A 16498-nucleotide genomic window follows, 5' to 3' on the forward strand; every position below is an offset into this window, starting at 1 on the left:
GAAATGAGCGGCGTTGCCTGACGGATGGTGAGTTCGAACCGGCTCGAGCTATTTGATCAGGTGCTTGATTTGCCAGCGGTCATGGAACCACTGCCACTGACCTGGGTGCTCGCGCACCCAGCTTTCCACCTTGTCATTGAGCAATTGTGCTGTGGCGGCAATATCGACGCCGCCGCCGGGCTGGCGCGGAATCGGTATGGCCGGCTCTATCTCAAGCCGGTGCCGGCCATTTGGAAGCCGGATCGAGCGCGCCGGATAGACATCGCATTCATACTGACGCACCAGTTTTGCCAGCAGCGGATTGGTGTGAGCGTCGAGCCCGAAGAAGCGGGTCTTTGCGCCCTTGTGGAATTTCTGATCGACCAGCAGACCGACACCGCGACCGCTTTCGAGCCGCCGTGCCAGGGCAAATGCCGCGCCCGCGCGTGAAGGCACCAGATGGCCCATGGAGGTTTGCCGTGCGGCAAGGACCTTCGCGGCGATGTAGGGGTTGTTGGGCGGACGAAACAGCGCCATCACGTCAAGTCCGTAGCTTGCAGCGGCTATCGGCAGCAATTCGAAATTCCCGGTATGCGCCGTGAAGACGATGAACGGTTTATTGGTGTCGCGCAATTTCAGGAAAATCTCTGCGCCTTCCACCTCGATGCGGCCAGGTTCACTGGCTTCTGGATCGAAGTCGAAAAGCTGATCGAGAAAGACGTACTCGGTCGCCAGCCGGGACATGTTTCCCCACATGTCTCTGGCGATCATTTCGTGCTCGGCTTCGGTTTTTTCCGGGTAAGCCCGGGCAAGGTTGGTCAATGCCAGCTTGTGCCGCCGGGTCAACGGTCCGATGCGGCGGGCCATCCGGTCGACGAAACCGATCGCCGGGTCGGCGGGAAACAGCGCGATCAGCCGCAGCAGGCTGAAGATCATGTGCGCGATCAGCCAGTCCTTTGTTCGCCGCAGAGCGATGACGAGGCGTGTTAGCACCATGCGTGTTGGAGTTGCCATGACGCTCTACTGGCCTCAATCCATCCGCAGAATGATCTTGCCGAACACGTCCCGGCCTTCCATGCGGGCCAGCGCAGTGTCGATCTCGTCGAAGCCGACTTCGGTGTCGATAACCGGCCGGACCTGATTTGCTGCCATTTTCTGCATGGCGTCGGCCATGTTTTCCATCCGGCAGCCAAACGAACCGATCAGCTTGAGTTGCTGCTGGAACAGCATCATCAGGTTCATCTGCGTCGACACGCCCGAGGTCGAGCCGCAGGTGACCAGACGACCGCCACGCTTGAGCGAGAGCATTGATCCGGCCCAGGTGTCGGCACCGACATGCTCGAACACCACATCGACGCCGCGCTTCTTGGTGAGCTTGCGCACCACACCCTCGAACCGGTCCTCGCGGTAATTGATCACGTGGTCTGCACCGAGCGCTTTGGCCGGCTCGATCTTGGCGTCGGACCCGACGGTGGTGATGACGGTGCAGCCGATCTTCTTGGCGAGCTGGATCGCTGCAGAGCCAATCCCCGACCCACCGGCGTGGATCAAAATGGTTTCACCCGGCTCAAGCCTGGCATTGTCGAACAGCATGTGCTCGACAGTGCCGAAGGTGACCGGGGCCACGGCCGCGCCGATCGGGGTTACCCCGGGCGGCGCCGGCACCAGAAGCCGCGCCGGCAGATTGACTTTTTCCTGGGCGAAGCCGTCGAGATGGAAACCGTGGACGCCACTGACGTGTTCACACAGATTGTCGCGGCCTTCGCGGCAGGGACGGCACAGGCCGCAGGTGCGGGCGCCGTAGATTGAAACAAGTTGCCCCGGAAGCAGGCCGGCTACACCGTGACCAATGGCATCGACCACGCCGGATGCTTCCGCGCCAATGACCAGCGGCATCTTGCGCTTGGCAAACGCCATGCCGCGCCAGCCCCAGACATCGATATGGTTGAGCGCAACTGCCTTGATCGAGATTGTGGCTTCGCCGATGCCCGGAGGTGGGGGAGGAGGCAGGTCGACCGTCTCAAGCTTGCGATCTTCGATCAGTTGCAGTGCCCGCATTACTTTGTTCCTTCGCAGCTCGGCGGAATCATGCCCGGCGCCAATGTACGCGCAGGGTGGTCTGTACACCGGGCATCCAGCTGAACGCTTTGCTTTGGCGTTCAGCCTCGAGTGGATGCAAGATCCAGATGGGTCCGGCGGTTGCCGGTGCGGGAGATGACTTAAGCGGGTTCAGCCGCCATGACAAGGCATGCGTTCTGTCCGCCGAATCCAAAAGAATTCGATAGCACGCTGGTGACTGTCGCGTCGCGCTTGACGTTGGCAACCACATCGAGCGGAATTGTGGGGTCCGGATTGTCGTAATTGATGGTGGGCGGAAGCGTGCCTGTGGAGATGGTCAGCAGAGAAAAGACTGCTTCAAGTGCCCCGGCGGCAGTCAGTGTATGGCCGATCATCGACTTGTTGGAGGAGACCGGAACTTCGGCCATGCGGTCGCCGAAGACTTCGGACAGGGCCAGGTATTCCATCTTGTCGTTTTCCGGCGTCGAGGTGCCATGGGCGTTGACGTAGCCGATCTGGTCGGCTGAAATTCCGGCATCGTCGAGGGCTGCGCGAATGGTGGCGATTGCCGGTGCGCCACCCGGCGAAGAGCGTGTGCGGTGGAAGTGATCGGCCTTTTCGCCACAACCACTGATGATGCCAAGGATCCTGGCGCCGCGGCTGACCGCAGCTTCAAGTGATTCCAGCACAAGTGTCGCGGCGCCTTCGGCAATGACAAAACCGTCGCGATCCTTGGTGAAGGGACGCGAGGCCTTCTCTGGCGGATCATTGTTGGTGGACAGGGCCGACAGCAAGGAGAACCGGATCAGGGCTTCGGCACTGACCGACCCGTCGGTGGCGACGCTCAGGGCGCGGTTGGTGCGGCCCTGACGGATCGCCTCGACCCCCAACTGGATGGCGGTGGCGCCAGAGGCACAGGCGGTGGAAAGCGTCACGGGCAGTCCCCGGGTTCCGAACCGCTCGGCCAGCCGCTCGGAAATGGCGCCATACAAAAAAGCCTCATGAAGAACCGGATCGGCCTTCTCGCGCAGGATCGCGAGAAACTGCTCATAGGCATTTCCCGTCATCTGCTCTGGCCGGACCCGGTCGCCGAGTTCAAAACGTGCATTCCACTCCGGCTCGATGGGCGGGGCGGCAAGAAACAGCGGGCCGTCAAAATCTCCCGACACGCCGGCCTGCGCCAAAGCCTCGATCGTGGTTTCTCGGGCAAATGCATAGGAGCGTTCCACCGCATTGGGCACCGGGATGTCGATAAAGTCGACCATGCCGCAGATCCGGGTTGAGAGGCCCTCGCAGGGAAACCGTGTGATCGGGTGGATACCGGATGTGCCGGCGGTCAGGGCGGCCCAATTGTCTTTCACCCCCTGGCCCAGCGAGGTGACGACTCCCATGCCGGTGACAGCGACAAGCGGACGGCCAAGATGATCTTTGTAGGCAGAGTTGCTCATGACTTTCTCCGTCTCATGACGTCCTCGTCAGGCGGGCGATGCCTTCGCCGCGGACATGACCAATGGTGGTCACGATTGCCGAGTTTGCGGCGGTCGATGCAGGAGCGTCCTCGCCTGCTGCAAACGGGCTGATCGGCGCCGCATCGTCGAGTGCCAGGCAGGCAAGCGCCACTGCTGTGGGGAAGTGCGCTTCGACGGAATGACCAACGAGGGCTCCGACGGTTCGCAGCGGAGTGGCCGGGAAGCGGCTCTTCAAAAAGGCTCTTTCCCGGGCACTGAGGTCCGGATAGCCGCTGGCTCCGGAAAACACCACCGTGTCTGCACCGCCGTCGGATGCACCGGCGTCATCGGCGAGACGGGTGAGCCGCTTTTCCAGCCGGCCGTCGTCGCGGGGACCGCGATCTCCGAAAACCGCTTCCAGACGGGCGTAGACATGCGCACCCCGCGCCTGCGCATGCTCCAGCGATTCGAGCACCAGGAAAGCCCCCGAAGCTCCCAGATTCATGCCGTTTGCGGTTCCATCCTGGTTCCAGAATGGTGCGGTCGGGTCTTTGCCAAGGCCCTGGATCGTCTCCATCACCATCAGCATGTCGAGACGCTCGGAGACGAACGCGCCGCCCGCCAGACAATGGGTCGATTGTCCGGCTGCAATGCGTGCGTAAGCTGTTTCCACGGCGGAAATCCCGGCACCTTCCTCGCCCATCAACGTTCGCGACGATCCGGTGACTTTGTGGACAATGGATATGTTGCCCGCGAGCAGGTTGGACAATTGTGCAAGGAACAGGGTGGGGCGCAATTCGGTGGTCAGTTTGTCATTGAGCAATTGCTCCCGGTCGTTGCGCTTGCGGCTTTCTTCAATGATCAGCGTGTCGGCCGCGATATCGCGCTCGCCCCCGCCGGCGGCAACAATCATGTCCATTGAGGCGCAAGCCTCGGCATCGTCCTTGAAGCCGGCGTCATCGAGGGCAAGGCCGGCTGCGTAGACGCCAAGCCGCTGCCAGTTCTCCATCTGGCGCTGATCGCCACGGCGCGGGATCTGCGCCGACCAGTCGATCTCGGGCAACGGGTAGACCGTGTAGGGAGCGAAGCGTTCGCTGTCGGTCACCCGGTCCGGCGCGGTGCTTGCAAACAACTGGTCACGATGCGCCTGGCGCCCGACGCCCAGTGCGGTCACCAGCCCGATTCCGGTCACGACCACCTGATGGCTTGGTTCTGTCATTGCCGTTCTCCTGCGACGTCCGCCATGGCAGCCAAAAGGCCCACTTCAGCGGCGCGATTTTGAACAATGTCGGCCAGCGGAACCTGATCAAAGGGAAGAGTCTTGAGTTTGAGTTGGCAATCAGCCACTTTCTTGCCGCCACTCATGATCTTCGCCTTGATGACCGCATAACCCGAGCCTTCGTGCTCGAGTGTCGCGGTGATCTCCAGATCCGCGCCAGGCTTGACGAAATCGCGCATCTTGGCGCTGTCCACCGACATCAGAAACGGCATTGCCGCGAAATCAGTTTTGGCCAATATCAGAAAGCCGCCGGCCTGAGCCATGGTTTCGATCAACAAGACGCCCGGAACCAGCGGCATGCCGGGAAAATGGCCTTCGAAAACGGGGCTCGCATCCGGAACAGTCGCCCTTGCAACCAGCGTATCCGCATCAAGGTTCAGTGCCTCGATCCGGTCGATCATCTGGAAATATTCTAGCTGCATGGAATGCCCCGTTGCCAAGGGGCGTCAGCCCTTTGCAGCCCTCAGTTCATCGATCTTGGTGCAGAGGTTGCCAAGAACGAAGTACTCCTCGGTGGAAGCCTTGCCGTCGTTGACTTCCTGGGTCCATTGTTCGAGCGGAATCTTGATGCCGAACTCTTTGTCGACCGCAAAAACAATGTCGAGAAAATCGAGGCTGTCGATGCCCAAATCATCAATGGTGTGGCTTTCAGTGGTGATGGAATCGCGGTCAATCTCGCTCGTCTCGGCGATGATGTCAGCGACCTTGTCAAATGTTGCGGTCACGCTTGCTACCTCATTGAATGGTGGTTTGGGCGAAGCTATAGAAAAATCCGGAGCAAAAGCCAATGGCTTCTTTCTCCGGCGATTTTCAGCGCAGGCCCGGCAGCCAAGTCAAAAGGCGCAGAAAAGCTCAGACTGCGAGCGAATGGCGGGCAACTCCGGTGCCGAAATAACTGTCGAATGCGGAGGCCACGGAGCGGACGAACGGTCTGCCTTTTGCCGTGATCTGGAGCAGGCCATTGGCGTATTCGATCATGCCGTCGGTGTCACAGCCGGCCAGATACTCGGCTTCGTCCAGGATGGATTCGGCAGGGGCGCCAAATTCCTGCCGCAAAGCGGCGAAGGAGAAAGCGAAGTCGCACATCAGCAATTCGATGATGCGGGCGCGGATCCGATCCTCCGTCGTCAACTCGAAACCGCGCACCACTGCAAGGCGACCGAGATTGACCTGTCTCTGGTATTGGCCGGTCGAGGGCTGGTTCTGGATGTAGCCTTGCGGCAGTTGCCCGATCGACGAGGCCCCCAAGCCGATCAGCGCATCGGCTGTATCGCTGGTGTAACCCTGGAAATTGCGGCGCATCGCACCCGACGCGGCGGCAATGGCCAAGCTGTCGGCCGGCAGGGCGAAATGATCGATGCCAATCGCGGTGTAGCCGGCGGCGGTCAGCGCCGAGGCCGCGTGGTTCATCTGTGCAAACCGCTCGGTGAGATCCGGCAGCGCTGATTCGTCGATCATCTTCTGGTGGGTCTTCATCCACGGCACATGCGCATAGCCAAACAGCGCGATCCTGTCGGGTGTGAGCGAGAGAACCTGTTTGATGGTGCGGTCGACGGAGTGGCGTGTCTGATGCGGAAGGCCATACAGCACATCGCAATTGACCGAGCGGACGCCGCGCGCCCGCACCTGTTCAACGACCTCGCGGGTCTGGTCGAATGTCTGCTCCCGGTTGATCGCCTTCTGGACCTTGTCGTCGAAATCCTGAACCCCGATCGATGCACGGGTCATGCCGATGGCGGCAAGCGCATCATATCTGTCAGCGGTCAGGTCATTGGGGTCCATTTCAACACTGATCTCGGCGTCGGGATCGAAATTGAAGCGGCTGCGCAACGCCTGGTTCAGAGCCATCATGTCGTCAGGGCGCAGCATCGTCGGTGAGCCGCCGCCCAGATGCAGCGCGGTGACCCTGCAGCCCGGATCGATCAGTCCGGAAATGGTGTCGATCTCGTGGCTGAGAGCTGCAAGGTAGGTTGTCAACGGATCGTATTTCAGTGTCTGTTTGGTGTTGCAGCCGCAAAACCAGCAGAGGCGATCACACCAGGGGATATGGATGTAAAGGGATAGGGTCTGCCCCGGCGTCAGGCTGCGCAGCCAACGGGCATATACATCTGCATCAATACCGGCATGGAAATGCGGCGCCGTCGGGTAACTGGTGTAGCGTGGCGCCGGACCACCGTGTTTGCGAATGAACTCTTTTTGCATGAACCAGCCTCTCAGTTGCAAAGCTGGTCATTGCGGATCGGCTGTCATGTTGCCTTGACCTTGATCAAACCTGCCGGTGTTTGTGGTGTCATTGCAGGCGCGTTTTTCAGCGACCAGCTTATCGATCTCAACAGGCAATCGACCCGCCCGCGTGTTGAGGCCGGCTGTGCCGTAACACCGTCAAAGGCATTTTGCCGAAGATGCGAATCAGCTCGATTTGCCGATTCGGTGAGTGAAACGAGCCGAAACGCGGCTTTCTCGTGCCATTCTCGGCGCGACGCTGGGTGATTAATCAGGTCAAACCGGAAATCGTTCACGGTTTTGAGCAAGGCAAACACACGGTCCGGCGGCGTGGGTTGATGCGGCTGACCCAATGCAGCCTGGGCGGCGGGAGGGCGGAGCCAGGTTTTCTCTCTTGCGTGCAGTGTTTCTTATTTCCAAACATTTTCAATGGTTTGTCTTTCCTGACACGGTTTGCGTCAGTCGCCGGGAAACCAAGCTGGCTTCATCAGATCCGGAGTGCTGCGGGCTTCCAGTCTGGATCGGCCGGCATGGAACGCTGTTGTCTTGGCGGGCGGTGCTTGCAGTCTAGTGGCAATTGTCCTTATACAGGAAACACTAAAGTCAATCCGACAAGAACAATTCGGAGGCCGGATGCTGTCTGCTCTTATCGAGAGATTCGAAAAGCTGAGCAAAGACTTGGTTCTGTCCGTGCGCCGTGGTGATGAGACTGATATCAATATGCTTGATGCGCGTCTCAAGCCGCTGACCCGTCGCATATTCGATTTCCGGGCGCGCAATTGCAGCGAAGTCATCACGCAAATCGGGTTCTTCAATCAGCTTTGCATGCACAATAGCGAGGATGACAGCAGTGTTAGACGCTACACAGCCATGGTGGCAGAGCTGTCTAACCGCTATCGCGATGTGGTCGACTGCGCCGAGACTGACTTGCCGAAGTTTCCGAAGATACCCTTGAGTGATGGCTATGATCCATCTGTGCAGGACATGATTCTGGATTCGGTGCCGGAACGGGTCGCCGTGGTCAGCCGTGATTACCGCTATATCTATTGTAATCAACGCAACGCCGATTTTCATGACAAGCGGCCCTGCGATTTTATCGGCAAACACATGGTCGAAATGATTGGCGTCAATCGTTTTCAGTCCCGGGCGGGACCGCGCATTGATCAGTGTTTTTCAGGCGCGAGTGTCTCTTACACCTATGAGATTTCCGATCGGAGCGGTCAGATGTTCGAGGTGGATTGCCGGATGACGCCGATGACCGGTCTGGACAAGTCCATCGCCGGCGCAATCATCATACTGACCATGCAACCGATGTTTGCCTCGACTGCTTGACAGACGGGCGGGGCTGTCTGCCAGTGCTCGCGCCGAAAAAACCGGGTTGTCCTGCAGGGCTGCCGCGGTGTCGGCGAAATCAGGCTTTGCGACACAGATCCATGACCAAATCTGACAGGGTGCCCGAAGCCTATTGACGTTTACGTTTACGTCAACGATGCTCCAATTCCTGCTGCATCCGGCTCGACTCCGTGCGCGCCATTTGCCAAACAGGTTGGAAAGGTCGCATGGCCGGGCGGTGCGCGTGGAAACCAGGCCTGTGAGGCCCGGGTTTCAGGATCGGCGCCAAAGCCCGTTGTTGGATTGATTTGATGCTTCTGTCTGACTAAGGAAACGCTCGAATCTAAAGGTGAGGAATTCCGATGAGTGATGTTGTTGAGCCCGTGGAACGCGAGAGCATGGAGTTTGATGTTGTGATCGTGGGGGCAGGTCCGGCCGGACTTTCCGCTGCCATCCGGCTCAAACAGGTCGACCCTGAACTTACGGTTGTCGTTTTGGAGAAAGGCGGCGAGGTGGGCGCGCACATTCTTTCGGGCGCTGTGGTCGATCCGGTGGGTATCGACAAGCTCATTCCTGATTGGCGCGATGATCCCGATCATCCGTTCAAGACCGCCGTCACTGCGGATCATTTCCTGGTGCTTGGGCCTGCCGGCTCTGTCCGGCTGCCGAATTTCATGATGCCGCCATTGATGAACAATCACGGCAACTACATCGTTTCGCTCTCCAACGTGACCAAATGGCTTGGCGACCGCGCAGAGGCTCTGGGTGTGGAGATTTATCCCGGGTTTGCCGCCAGCGAAGTGCTGACCAATGACGAGGGCGCGGTGATCGGCGTTGCCACCGGCGATATGGGGGTGGAGCGCAACGGCGAACCGGGTCCGAATTATGCCCGCGGCATGGCGCTCTTGGGCAAATATGTGCTGATTGGCGAGGGGGTGCGCGGCTCGCTGGCCAAACAACTGATTTCGATGTTCAAGCTTGATGAAGGCCGCGAACCACAGAAATACGGCATTGGCCTGAAAGAGCTGTGGCAGGTCAAACCCGAGAACCACAAGCCCGGTCTGGTGCAGCACTCGTTTGGCTGGCCGCTGGATCTGAAAACCGGTGGTGGCTCGTTTCTGTATCATCTCGAAGACAACCAGGTCGCTGTCGGCTTCGTCGTTCATCTGAATTACAAGAACCCGTGGCTGTCTCCGTTCGAGGAATTCCAGCGTTTCAAGACCCATCCGGCGGTTGCGCCGGTGTTCGAGGGCGGCAAGCGTCTGGGATACGGCGCACGCGCCATTTCCGAAGGCGGCTGGCAATCGGTGCCGAAGCTTGCCTTCCCGGGCGGCGCGCTGATCGGCTGCTCGGCCGGTTTTGTCAATGTCGCCCGTATCAAGGGATCGCACAACGCGGTGCTGTCGGGGATGATGGCGGCGGAGCACGCAGCCGAAGCGATTGCGAGCGGACGGGCGCAGGATACGCTCGACGGTTACGATGCGGCCTGGCGCACATCGGAGATCGGTGCGGATCTGAAGAAGGTGCGCAACGTCAAGCCGCTGTGGTCGAAACTCGGCACCATCGGCGGCGTGGCGCTCGGCGGGCTGGACATGTGGCTCAACACCCTGTTCGGCATTTCGCCGTTCGGTACGATGGGTCACGGCAAGCCGGATTATGCGGCGCTGGAGCCGGCGTCACAGCACAAGAAGATCGACTATCCCAAGCCGGACGGTGTGCTGACCTTCGACAAGCTGTCCTCGGTGTTCTTGTCCAACACCAATCACGAGGAAGATCAGCCGGTGCATCTGCAGGTCAAGGACATGGCGCTGCAGAAATCCTCCGAGCATGATGTCTATGGCGGTCCTTCGCAGCGCTATTGCCCGGCCGGAGTCTATGAATGGGTTGAGACCAGCGGCACACCGACCTTCGTGATCAACGCGCAGAATTGCGTGCACTGCAAGACCTGCGACATCAAGGACCCGAACCAGAATATCAACTGGGTGCCGCCACAGGGTGGCGAAGGACCGGTCTATACCAACATGTAAGGGGAAGGCCGGGCAGGGCGGGGTGCGCTGCCGCGCCTTGCTTGACATCGCGCCTGTGTGGTGCCGAGTTGATCTGCCGTTCGCCCGAGCGGCAGACCAGGTGTGTTTGTCGGTCATTCTGCCGTTGGTGCGTGATTGCGATAAGATCCTAGCGACTGTCGCGTTTGGCTGAACCAGCCATTGGGCCGCCCCCTCGCTGGAAGGGGCAGAGATGCCAATTGATCTGCCACAGCCGGCTTGTCGCCGGCAGGGGAGTGCTCTAAGCCCAAGCGATGCGCATTCTCGATAACATCATAACTGACCGCGGGTCGAAATATGCAGTCTCGGGAGGACCCTGCGCATCCGAGGAAGAGGCTAGAGCCTTTGTCAAGGCGCTCTGCCGCAAGAAGAAATTCGCCAAGGCGTCACACAATACATGGGCCCTGCTGCGTGCCGATGCGCCATTGAAGAACGATGATGGCGAGGCAGGTGCGGGCATGGTGATCTTGCGGATGCTGGAGCGGGAAGGATTGCGCGACCATATCATCGTGGTGACGCGATGGTTTGGCGGCAAGCATCTGGGCGGCGATCGCTTTCGGCACGTGCAGGAAGCGGTGCGGATTTATCTTTCCGATCTGCGCGCAAACTGAAGCAGGGTGTCGAGCGTCAATCTGGCCGATTGCCGAGCTTGACGGTGATTGCGGCGAACGGCACATCTTCCGACAGATAGGGGCACTGCCATATGCGGCAAGGTCTTGCGACAGCCAAACCTATGAAATCGCTCTGCCCGAATTGAAGTCCAGCAGGGTCTGCGAACAGGTCAGGAAAAAACGGCGGGATCGGGGGGATCCCGCCTCTTGTCTGTCACTGAAACGCGGTCTCGAAAAAACTTCTGAGCTTGCGGGAATGCAGCCGCTCGGGCGGCATGGCGGCGAGCTTTTGCATCGCCAGCAGACCGATCTGAAGATGCTGGTTGACTTGCATCTTGTAGAAGGCCGACGCCATGCCGGGCAATTTCAATTCACCATGCAGCGGCTTGTCGGAGACGCAGAGCAGCGTGCCATAGGGGACGCGGAAGCGGAACCCGTTGGCGGCGATGGTGGCCGATTCCATATCGAGCGCGATGGCACGCGACTGGGACAGGCGCTGCACCGGGCCGCGCTGGTCCCGCAGTTCCCAGTTGCGGTTGTCGATGGTGGCGACCGTGCCGGTGCGCATGATGCGTTTGAGGTCGTAACCTTCAAGCCCTGTGACTTCGGCAACGGCGTCCTGAAGAGCAACCTGCACTTCGGCCAGCGCCGGGATCGGCACCCAGGCCGGCAGATCGTCATCAAGCACGTGATCCTCGCGGACATAGGCGTGGGCGAGCACGTAGTCGCCGAGATTCTGGCTGTTGCGCAGGCCGGCGCAGTGCCCCAGCATCAACCAGACATGCGGGCGCAACACCGCGATGTGATCGGTGATGGTCTTGGCGTTGGACGGGCCGACGCCGATGTTGACCACGGTGATGCCGTTGTGGTTCTTGGCCTTGAGATGGTAGGCGGGCATTTGCGGCAGCCGTGGCGGCGCAACGCCCTCGGTCGGGCTGCCATGACCGACCGGTGTAATCAGATTTCCCGGTTCGACGAAAAACTCATAATCGTCGTTGCCTTCGGCCATCAGCGAACGGGCGTGGGCACAGAATTCGTCGACGTAGAACTGGTAATTGGTAAACAGCACGAAGTTCTGAAAATGGTCGGGCGCGGTCGCGGTGTAATGGGACAGGCGCGCCAGGGAATAGTCGACGCGTTGGGCCTTGAACGGCGCCAGGGGCAGCAATTCGCCGGGTCCGGGTTCATACATTCCGTTGACGATCTCGTCGTCGGTGGTGGCGAGATCGGGGGTGTCGAACAAATCGCGCAAAGGCATGTCGAGTTTCTCGGCAACTGCCGCCTCGACATAGGCACCTTCGCCAAAGGCAAAATGCAGGGGAATGGGCGTGTTGGATTCGGAAATCACAAGCGGTGTGCCGTGATTGCGCAACAGCAATTCAAACTGCTTTTTCAGGTAACTGCGGAACAGAGCTGGCCGGGTGATGGTCGCGGCATAGTGGCCCGGCGAGACCACATGCCCGTAGGACAGTCGGGTATCGACCATGCCAAAGGATTTTGTCTCGAAGCTTATCTGGGGATAGTAGGCCCGGTAGCGGCCTGTCGGCTTTTCCGTGGCGATCCTTTGGAAGGCCTCGCACAAAAAGCGGGTGTTGCGATCATAAATGGCTTCCAGTGCCGCAACCGCGTCGGCCGCATCGGAAAACTCCTGCGGACCAATCGGATCGGGGGAAATGAAGCCATTCGCTGTGGGGGGAGAGATTCGATGATTCATGCATCGTTATATCCGAGAAATGATGACAAGGAAAAGACGACCATTTCAGAAAGGACTTTCAGTCAATCCCATCCAGCTCTTGGGGTCTCAAATCGGGCTTGTGCCCGCCAGGCCGGTTTTACATGCTGTTACGCTGCAGGCTGATGTAAAGAACGAACCCCGCGCCCGACAGGCCGGAATCCCTGTCACCGGTCTTGGCATACGCGTAGGCGCCGACAGGCCCAACCAGAAAGGCGGCCAAGGCGATTATCCGCAGCATAGTGGCAATGGCAACGTGGAGATGCAGAGTCATGTATTGTCCTCTCGGGCCGGTCTCAGTGTGAAACCGTGCAATTCAGGTCGGGATGGAAAACACAGGCATCGATCGCGCCATTGCGCCAACCGGCGGTCCGCCTTGCGGAATTGGCGACCGCTGCAGCCATCAGCAGGGCGAAGATCACGAAAATCAGGCTGATGATGGTGAGGCGGCGTGGCAGCGTGCTCATGCAAATGTTTTCCCGTTGTTGGAAACACCTTCGCATTTGCAGTCTGAACAGCGCCTGAGATGGCCGTTCATCTGGCATTCAAACAGGTTAATGGCGCGACGCGGGAAGGCCATGCGGGGGCGGTATGCGCCGTGCCGGATCACCGTCGCAGCACGAACAGCATTCGCCAAGTCTCATGCTATCTGGCGAACAAGCCGCCGAAGGTCATCAAACTCAGAGCAAGCAGACCATGCGCGGCCGCTGCCGGAACCGGAAATTTGACGCGGTGAACAAAGCCGGTGACCAGCCCATGATGCCATGGGCGCTCAGCCGAACCGGCCGTCGTTTGGGCGACTCCGCCGGTTGGACAGCGTCAACCAGACCGCGCGATCCAATCTCGTGCCAACGAAAAAAACCCGCGCCGGTTTGCAGCACGGGTTTTTCTTGTCAGGCGTTGCAATGGCGCCGAATTACATTTTGGCCCAGTTTTCCGAACGGCACAGAACGCCAAGGACACAGCCCTTCATTTTCATCGTGTTTCCGGAAATAGACGCGGAGCCTGAATAGGTCTTGTCTTTCGCCGGATCGGTGATCGTGCCGGAATAGCCGCCGCCCTTGGCGGTCATCTTGCCGATGCGTTTGCCGGCATGCTTGCCGGTCTTGAGCGTCACGCAATAAGAGCCGCCGCAGGCGGAAATTGCCGCCGTTTCACCGCTCTTGGTCTTCCAGTTGCCTTCGATCGGGTCGGCCAGCGCCGGGGCAGTCATGGCGGCAACAAGTGCGCCAGCTACAATCAGTTTGCGGATCATGGTGTTCCTCCAAAGGATAAACGCTTCCTCAAGCGTATTTCTTACTTAACTTACGTCTACGTAAAGGTAAACTGGCAATTCCAAGCCTGAAGCAGATTTCTGCGGCGAAAAATGCCCGCGGTTTTTCACAGGCTTTTCCAGATCCGCTCCGGTTTTCAGACAATGCGATGGATGTTTGGTTAGCCGTTGGTAACTTTTTCAACGTTCCCCGGGAGCCGATATTTGGCTGGTTTGGCCGGAAGCCAACGGCTTGGATGTTTAACAAAATCCCAAATTTACCAAGCCTTTGGACTTTGTTGGTCTCCAGTTAAGCATGCAATTTAACGCGCTTTTTAGTCGATTGCGACACAGTTCAATCCAACAACACAGCGCCGGGCCAAACCGGACGCACAGACAAGCATGGTGGCTCTCAAGAGCTGACAGGGACAACGAAACAAAGATAGTTACAGGGATCGAGACAATGGCACGTTACGAAATTCATGATCAGGATCAGGCCACCATCGGCGGCGAAGCCAGGGCAGACGTGTTCTGCGAAATGGGTCTGATGTATGCGACCGGACGCGAATGCGAAGTCGATTATGTCGCTGCTCACAAATGGCTCAACATTGCCGCGATCAAGGGCTCGGACCGGGCCGCGACATTGCGCGCCGAACTGGCGGAAAGCATGAGCAAGGCCGACCTTGCCTCAGCCCTTCGTGCCGCACGCGAATGGATGACCATGCATTGAGGCTATCCCAAGGGCAGCGAGATGAAGGTCAAACCCTCCAGTGAACGGAAAGGCTGGACCTCGTCAGTGACCAAAATAGGCGCATGTTATTTGTGAGAGCGGCGGTTGATTGTCTTGAGTGGCGATGATGAACGACTTGTCTTCTTGCTTCGTGCACAATGGCAGAAGCGCGACGGCATAGCCCTTAGCCTCAATACAGCGGTTTATATAGCGCGTGCGGATCGACTGATTAGCGTCGATATTGGAGTAAGTTGGTGCGATGTTGACTGCTCCGACACGATAGCATGAGGTAGAGTTGCCATAAGTGTTGCATTGTAAGGTTCCCGGGTTGGAGTAACCTGGGCTGACCGCAACAGTCATAGCGCGAGGGATAGCCTGTATCGCGGCAAAGTCGCATTGATCAAAAACGGCTTGCCTCTCTGCAAGCGTCGATCCCTCTCGGTGGATAATGGATTGCGGCTCGGAAGCGGTGCAGCCAGTGATTGAAATAGCGAGTATCGCTACAAACCAATTTTTCATGTAATATTCTCATTTAAGTAATTGGAATTATAATTAAAAACAAAAATACTTTTGGTGGAAAAGTCTACGCGGCGATCTATCTGAGATCAAGCGCCGTGATGACTTCTGACAAGGCTTCTTGAAAAACATCGATCTCCGCCTCTGGACCTGTCGAGATGCGTATGCAGCGGTTGAGCGGCGCCACGCCGGGCATGCGGATGAAGACGCCGCGGGCCACGAGGGCGTCGAGGACCGCCTTGGCATAGGCTGCGTCCCGTCCGCAATCAATGGTGACGAAATTGGTCGCCGAGGCGATCGGCGTGAAACCATGGCCTTGTGCAATGGTTGCAATGCGGTCGCGCGATGCGGCCACCTGCGCGACCACCTGCCCGAGCCATGCCTGGTCCTGAAGCGCCGCGCGCGCCGCCACCTGGCCAAGGCGGTTGACGCCGAAATGATTGCGCACCCGGTGAAACATCGACACCGTCTCCTCGACGCCGAAGACATAGCCGACCCGTTGGCCGGCGAGGCCGTAGGCTTTTGAAAATGTCCGGAACCTGAGCACATTGGGCATGTCGGAAAGGGCTGAGATGGCGGGCAGGGCGGAGGCCGGGGCAGTTTCGCCATAGGCTTCGTCGAGCACCAGCAGGGTGGTTTCCGGCAGGGCTTTGGCGAAGGCGGTCACCGTTTTGGCCGAATGCCAGGTGCCCATCGGATTGTCGGGATTGGAGAGATAGACCAGCGGGGCGTTTTCCCGGCGAACGGCTTCGACAAGCGCATCGAGATCCTCGTGATCGTCGCGGTAGGGCACGGTGATCAGCCTGCCGCCGAAGCCCGCAACATGGAAATTGAACGTGGGATAGGCGCCAAGCGAGGTGACCACCGGGGTGCCGGGTTCGACGATCAGCCGCACCAGTAGGCCCAGAAGGGCGTCAATGCCCTCGCCAATCACCACTCGCTCCGGCGCCAGACCAAGATGGGCGCCAAGCGCCACACGCAGATCATGGTTTTCCGGATCGGCGTAACGCCAGCTCAGCGGCGCTTCGCGGGTGATGGCCTCAATCACCGAAGGCGCGGGACCGAAGCCGCTCTCATTGGCGCCAAGCCGGGCCAGGAATTTTTCGCCCCGCGCCCGTTCCTGGGTTTCAGGCCCGACAAACGGCACGGTGGGCGGCAGCGATTCGGCAAGGCCGGTGAAGCGGGAGAAAGCGGGCATGGCGGAATCCGTCCTCAGTAAATTACCAGAAATCCCTAGCGGCAATGAGGCATGGCTTCAAGCAGTCAGAGCGTCTTTGCCGCATAGCCAAGGTG

At 59.1% G+C, this 16498-nt stretch carries 17 protein-coding genes; 4 read left to right on the forward strand and 13 right to left on the reverse strand.

From position 1 onward, the window contains the following. Positions 1-48: 48 nt before the first annotated feature. From PZ897_RS05590 to hemN, 7 genes are all read right to left on the reverse strand, one after another. A complete protein-coding gene (locus tag PZ897_RS05590; RefSeq protein WP_275750664.1) occupies positions 49-993 on the reverse strand; it encodes a lipid A biosynthesis lauroyl acyltransferase in 945 nt (314 codons plus the stop codon). Between the two features lie 15 nt (positions 994-1008). After that, complete coding sequence (locus PZ897_RS05595; protein ID WP_275750666.1) at positions 1009-2037, reverse strand: zinc-binding dehydrogenase; 1029 nt, start codon at positions 2035-2037, stop codon at positions 1009-1011. Between the two features lie 161 nt (positions 2038-2198). Continuing rightward, positions 2199-3485 (reverse strand): beta-ketoacyl-ACP synthase, encoded by a 1287-nt coding sequence (locus tag PZ897_RS05600; protein WP_275750668.1) that lies wholly within the window; start codon positions 3483-3485, stop codon positions 2199-2201. A 13-nt stretch (positions 3486-3498) separates the two neighbouring features. Then, positions 3499-4704: a beta-ketoacyl-ACP synthase gene (locus tag PZ897_RS05605; RefSeq protein ID WP_275750670.1), complete on the reverse strand. Its 1206-nt coding sequence runs from the start codon at positions 4702-4704 to the stop codon at positions 3499-3501. Continuing rightward, positions 4701-5186 (reverse strand): 3-hydroxyacyl-ACP dehydratase FabZ family protein, encoded by a 486-nt coding sequence (locus PZ897_RS05610; protein ID WP_275750672.1) that lies wholly within the window; start codon positions 5184-5186, stop codon positions 4701-4703. The genes PZ897_RS05605 and PZ897_RS05610 overlap by 4 nt, the downstream gene beginning before the upstream one ends. Positions 5187-5210: 24 nt before the next feature. Beyond that, on the reverse strand, positions 5211-5489 hold the full coding sequence (locus tag PZ897_RS05615) for an acyl carrier protein (protein WP_047032279.1): 279 nt from the start codon (positions 5487-5489) through the stop codon (positions 5211-5213). Positions 5490-5616: 127 nt separating this feature from the next. Beyond that, the gene (hemN, locus tag PZ897_RS05620; protein WP_275750676.1) at positions 5617-6966 is read right to left on the reverse strand and encodes an oxygen-independent coproporphyrinogen III oxidase; all 1350 of its coding nucleotides are present in this window, start codon (positions 6964-6966) and stop codon (positions 5617-5619) included. 591 nt (positions 6967-7557) lie between these two features. Here hemN and PZ897_RS05625 point away from each other — a divergent pair. From PZ897_RS05625 to PZ897_RS05635, 3 genes are all read left to right on the forward strand, one after another. Beyond that, positions 7558-8319 carry a PAS domain-containing protein gene (locus PZ897_RS05625; protein WP_275750678.1) on the forward strand — a complete coding sequence of 254 codons (762 nt, stop codon included), beginning with the start codon at positions 7558-7560 and terminating at the stop codon, positions 8317-8319. A gap of 362 nt (positions 8320-8681) precedes the next feature. Then, entirely contained in the window at positions 8682-10346 is a 1665-nt protein-coding gene (locus PZ897_RS05630; protein ID WP_275750680.1) for an electron transfer flavoprotein-ubiquinone oxidoreductase, read from the forward strand. Between the two features lie 272 nt (positions 10347-10618). Further along, positions 10619-10975: a YigZ family protein gene (locus PZ897_RS05635; protein WP_275750682.1), complete on the forward strand. Its 357-nt coding sequence runs from the start codon at positions 10619-10621 to the stop codon at positions 10973-10975. Between the two features lie 214 nt (positions 10976-11189). On the opposite strand, the gene PZ897_RS05640 is transcribed toward PZ897_RS05635, so the two are convergent. The 4 genes from PZ897_RS05640 to PZ897_RS05655 form a co-directional block, all read right to left on the reverse strand. Then, entirely contained in the window at positions 11190-12689 is a 1500-nt protein-coding gene (locus PZ897_RS05640; RefSeq protein ID WP_275750684.1) for an AMP nucleosidase, read from the reverse strand. A 118-nt stretch (positions 12690-12807) separates the two neighbouring features. Next, positions 12808-12981: a hypothetical protein gene (locus PZ897_RS05645; RefSeq protein WP_275750685.1), complete on the reverse strand. Its 174-nt coding sequence runs from the start codon at positions 12979-12981 to the stop codon at positions 12808-12810. A 22-nt stretch (positions 12982-13003) separates the two neighbouring features. Beyond that, positions 13004-13174: a hypothetical protein gene (locus PZ897_RS05650; protein WP_275750686.1), complete on the reverse strand. Its 171-nt coding sequence runs from the start codon at positions 13172-13174 to the stop codon at positions 13004-13006. A 449-nt stretch (positions 13175-13623) separates the two neighbouring features. After that, entirely contained in the window at positions 13624-13962 is a 339-nt protein-coding gene (locus PZ897_RS05655) for a DUF2147 domain-containing protein (protein ID WP_275750688.1), read from the reverse strand. A gap of 460 nt (positions 13963-14422) precedes the next feature. On the opposite strand from PZ897_RS05655, the gene PZ897_RS05660 reads away from it, so the two are divergent. Next, on the forward strand, positions 14423-14689 hold the full coding sequence (locus PZ897_RS05660) for a sel1 repeat family protein (protein WP_275750690.1): 267 nt from the start codon (positions 14423-14425) through the stop codon (positions 14687-14689). 63 nt (positions 14690-14752) lie between these two features. Here the strand turns inward: PZ897_RS05660 and PZ897_RS05665 are convergent, their stop codons facing one another. Then, positions 14753-15208 carry a hypothetical protein gene (locus PZ897_RS05665; protein WP_275750691.1) on the reverse strand — a complete coding sequence of 152 codons (456 nt, stop codon included), beginning with the start codon at positions 15206-15208 and terminating at the stop codon, positions 14753-14755. Between the two features lie 76 nt (positions 15209-15284). After that, on the reverse strand, positions 15285-16403 hold the full coding sequence (locus PZ897_RS05670; RefSeq protein WP_275750693.1) for a pyridoxal phosphate-dependent aminotransferase: 1119 nt from the start codon (positions 16401-16403) through the stop codon (positions 15285-15287). Between the last annotated feature and the right edge of the window lie 95 nt (positions 16404-16498).

This window comes from Hoeflea sp. YIM 152468 (assembly GCF_029210485.1).
Lineage (GTDB): Bacteria > Pseudomonadota > Alphaproteobacteria > Rhizobiales > Rhizobiaceae > Hoeflea.

Coding starts and splice junctions, on each gene's coding strand:
- PZ897_RS05590 (WP_275750664.1), bottom strand. CDS start 993: ATGGCAACTCCAACACGCATGGTGCTAACACGCCTCGTCATCGCTCTG.
- PZ897_RS05595 (WP_275750666.1), bottom strand. CDS start 2,037: ATGCGGGCACTGCAACTGATCGAAGATCGCAAGCTTGAGACGGTCGAC.
- PZ897_RS05600 (WP_275750668.1), bottom strand. CDS start 3,485: ATGAGCAACTCTGCCTACAAAGATCATCTTGGCCGTCCGCTTGTCGCT.
- PZ897_RS05605 (WP_275750670.1), bottom strand. CDS start 4,704: ATGACAGAACCAAGCCATCAGGTGGTCGTGACCGGAATCGGGCTGGTG.
- PZ897_RS05610 (WP_275750672.1), bottom strand. CDS start 5,186: ATGCAGCTAGAATATTTCCAGATGATCGACCGGATCGAGGCACTGAAC.
- hemN (WP_275750676.1), bottom strand. CDS start 6,966: ATGCAAAAAGAGTTCATTCGCAAACACGGTGGTCCGGCGCCACGCTAC.
- PZ897_RS05630 (WP_275750680.1), top strand. CDS start 8,682: ATGAGTGATGTTGTTGAGCCCGTGGAACGCGAGAGCATGGAGTTTGAT.
- PZ897_RS05635 (WP_275750682.1), top strand. CDS start 10,619: ATGCGCATTCTCGATAACATCATAACTGACCGCGGGTCGAAATATGCA.
- PZ897_RS05640 (WP_275750684.1), bottom strand. CDS start 12,689: ATGAATCATCGAATCTCTCCCCCCACAGCGAATGGCTTCATTTCCCCC.
- PZ897_RS05645 (WP_275750685.1), bottom strand. CDS start 12,981: ATGACTCTGCATCTCCACGTTGCCATTGCCACTATGCTGCGGATAATC.
- PZ897_RS05650 (WP_275750686.1), bottom strand. CDS start 13,174: ATGAGCACGCTGCCACGCCGCCTCACCATCATCAGCCTGATTTTCGTG.
- PZ897_RS05655 (WP_275750688.1), bottom strand. CDS start 13,962: ATGATCCGCAAACTGATTGTAGCTGGCGCACTTGTTGCCGCCATGACT.
- PZ897_RS05660 (WP_275750690.1), top strand. CDS start 14,423: ATGGCACGTTACGAAATTCATGATCAGGATCAGGCCACCATCGGCGGC.
- PZ897_RS05665 (WP_275750691.1), bottom strand. CDS start 15,208: ATGAAAAATTGGTTTGTAGCGATACTCGCTATTTCAATCACTGGCTGC.
- PZ897_RS05670 (WP_275750693.1), bottom strand. CDS start 16,403: ATGCCCGCTTTCTCCCGCTTCACCGGCCTTGCCGAATCGCTGCCGCCC.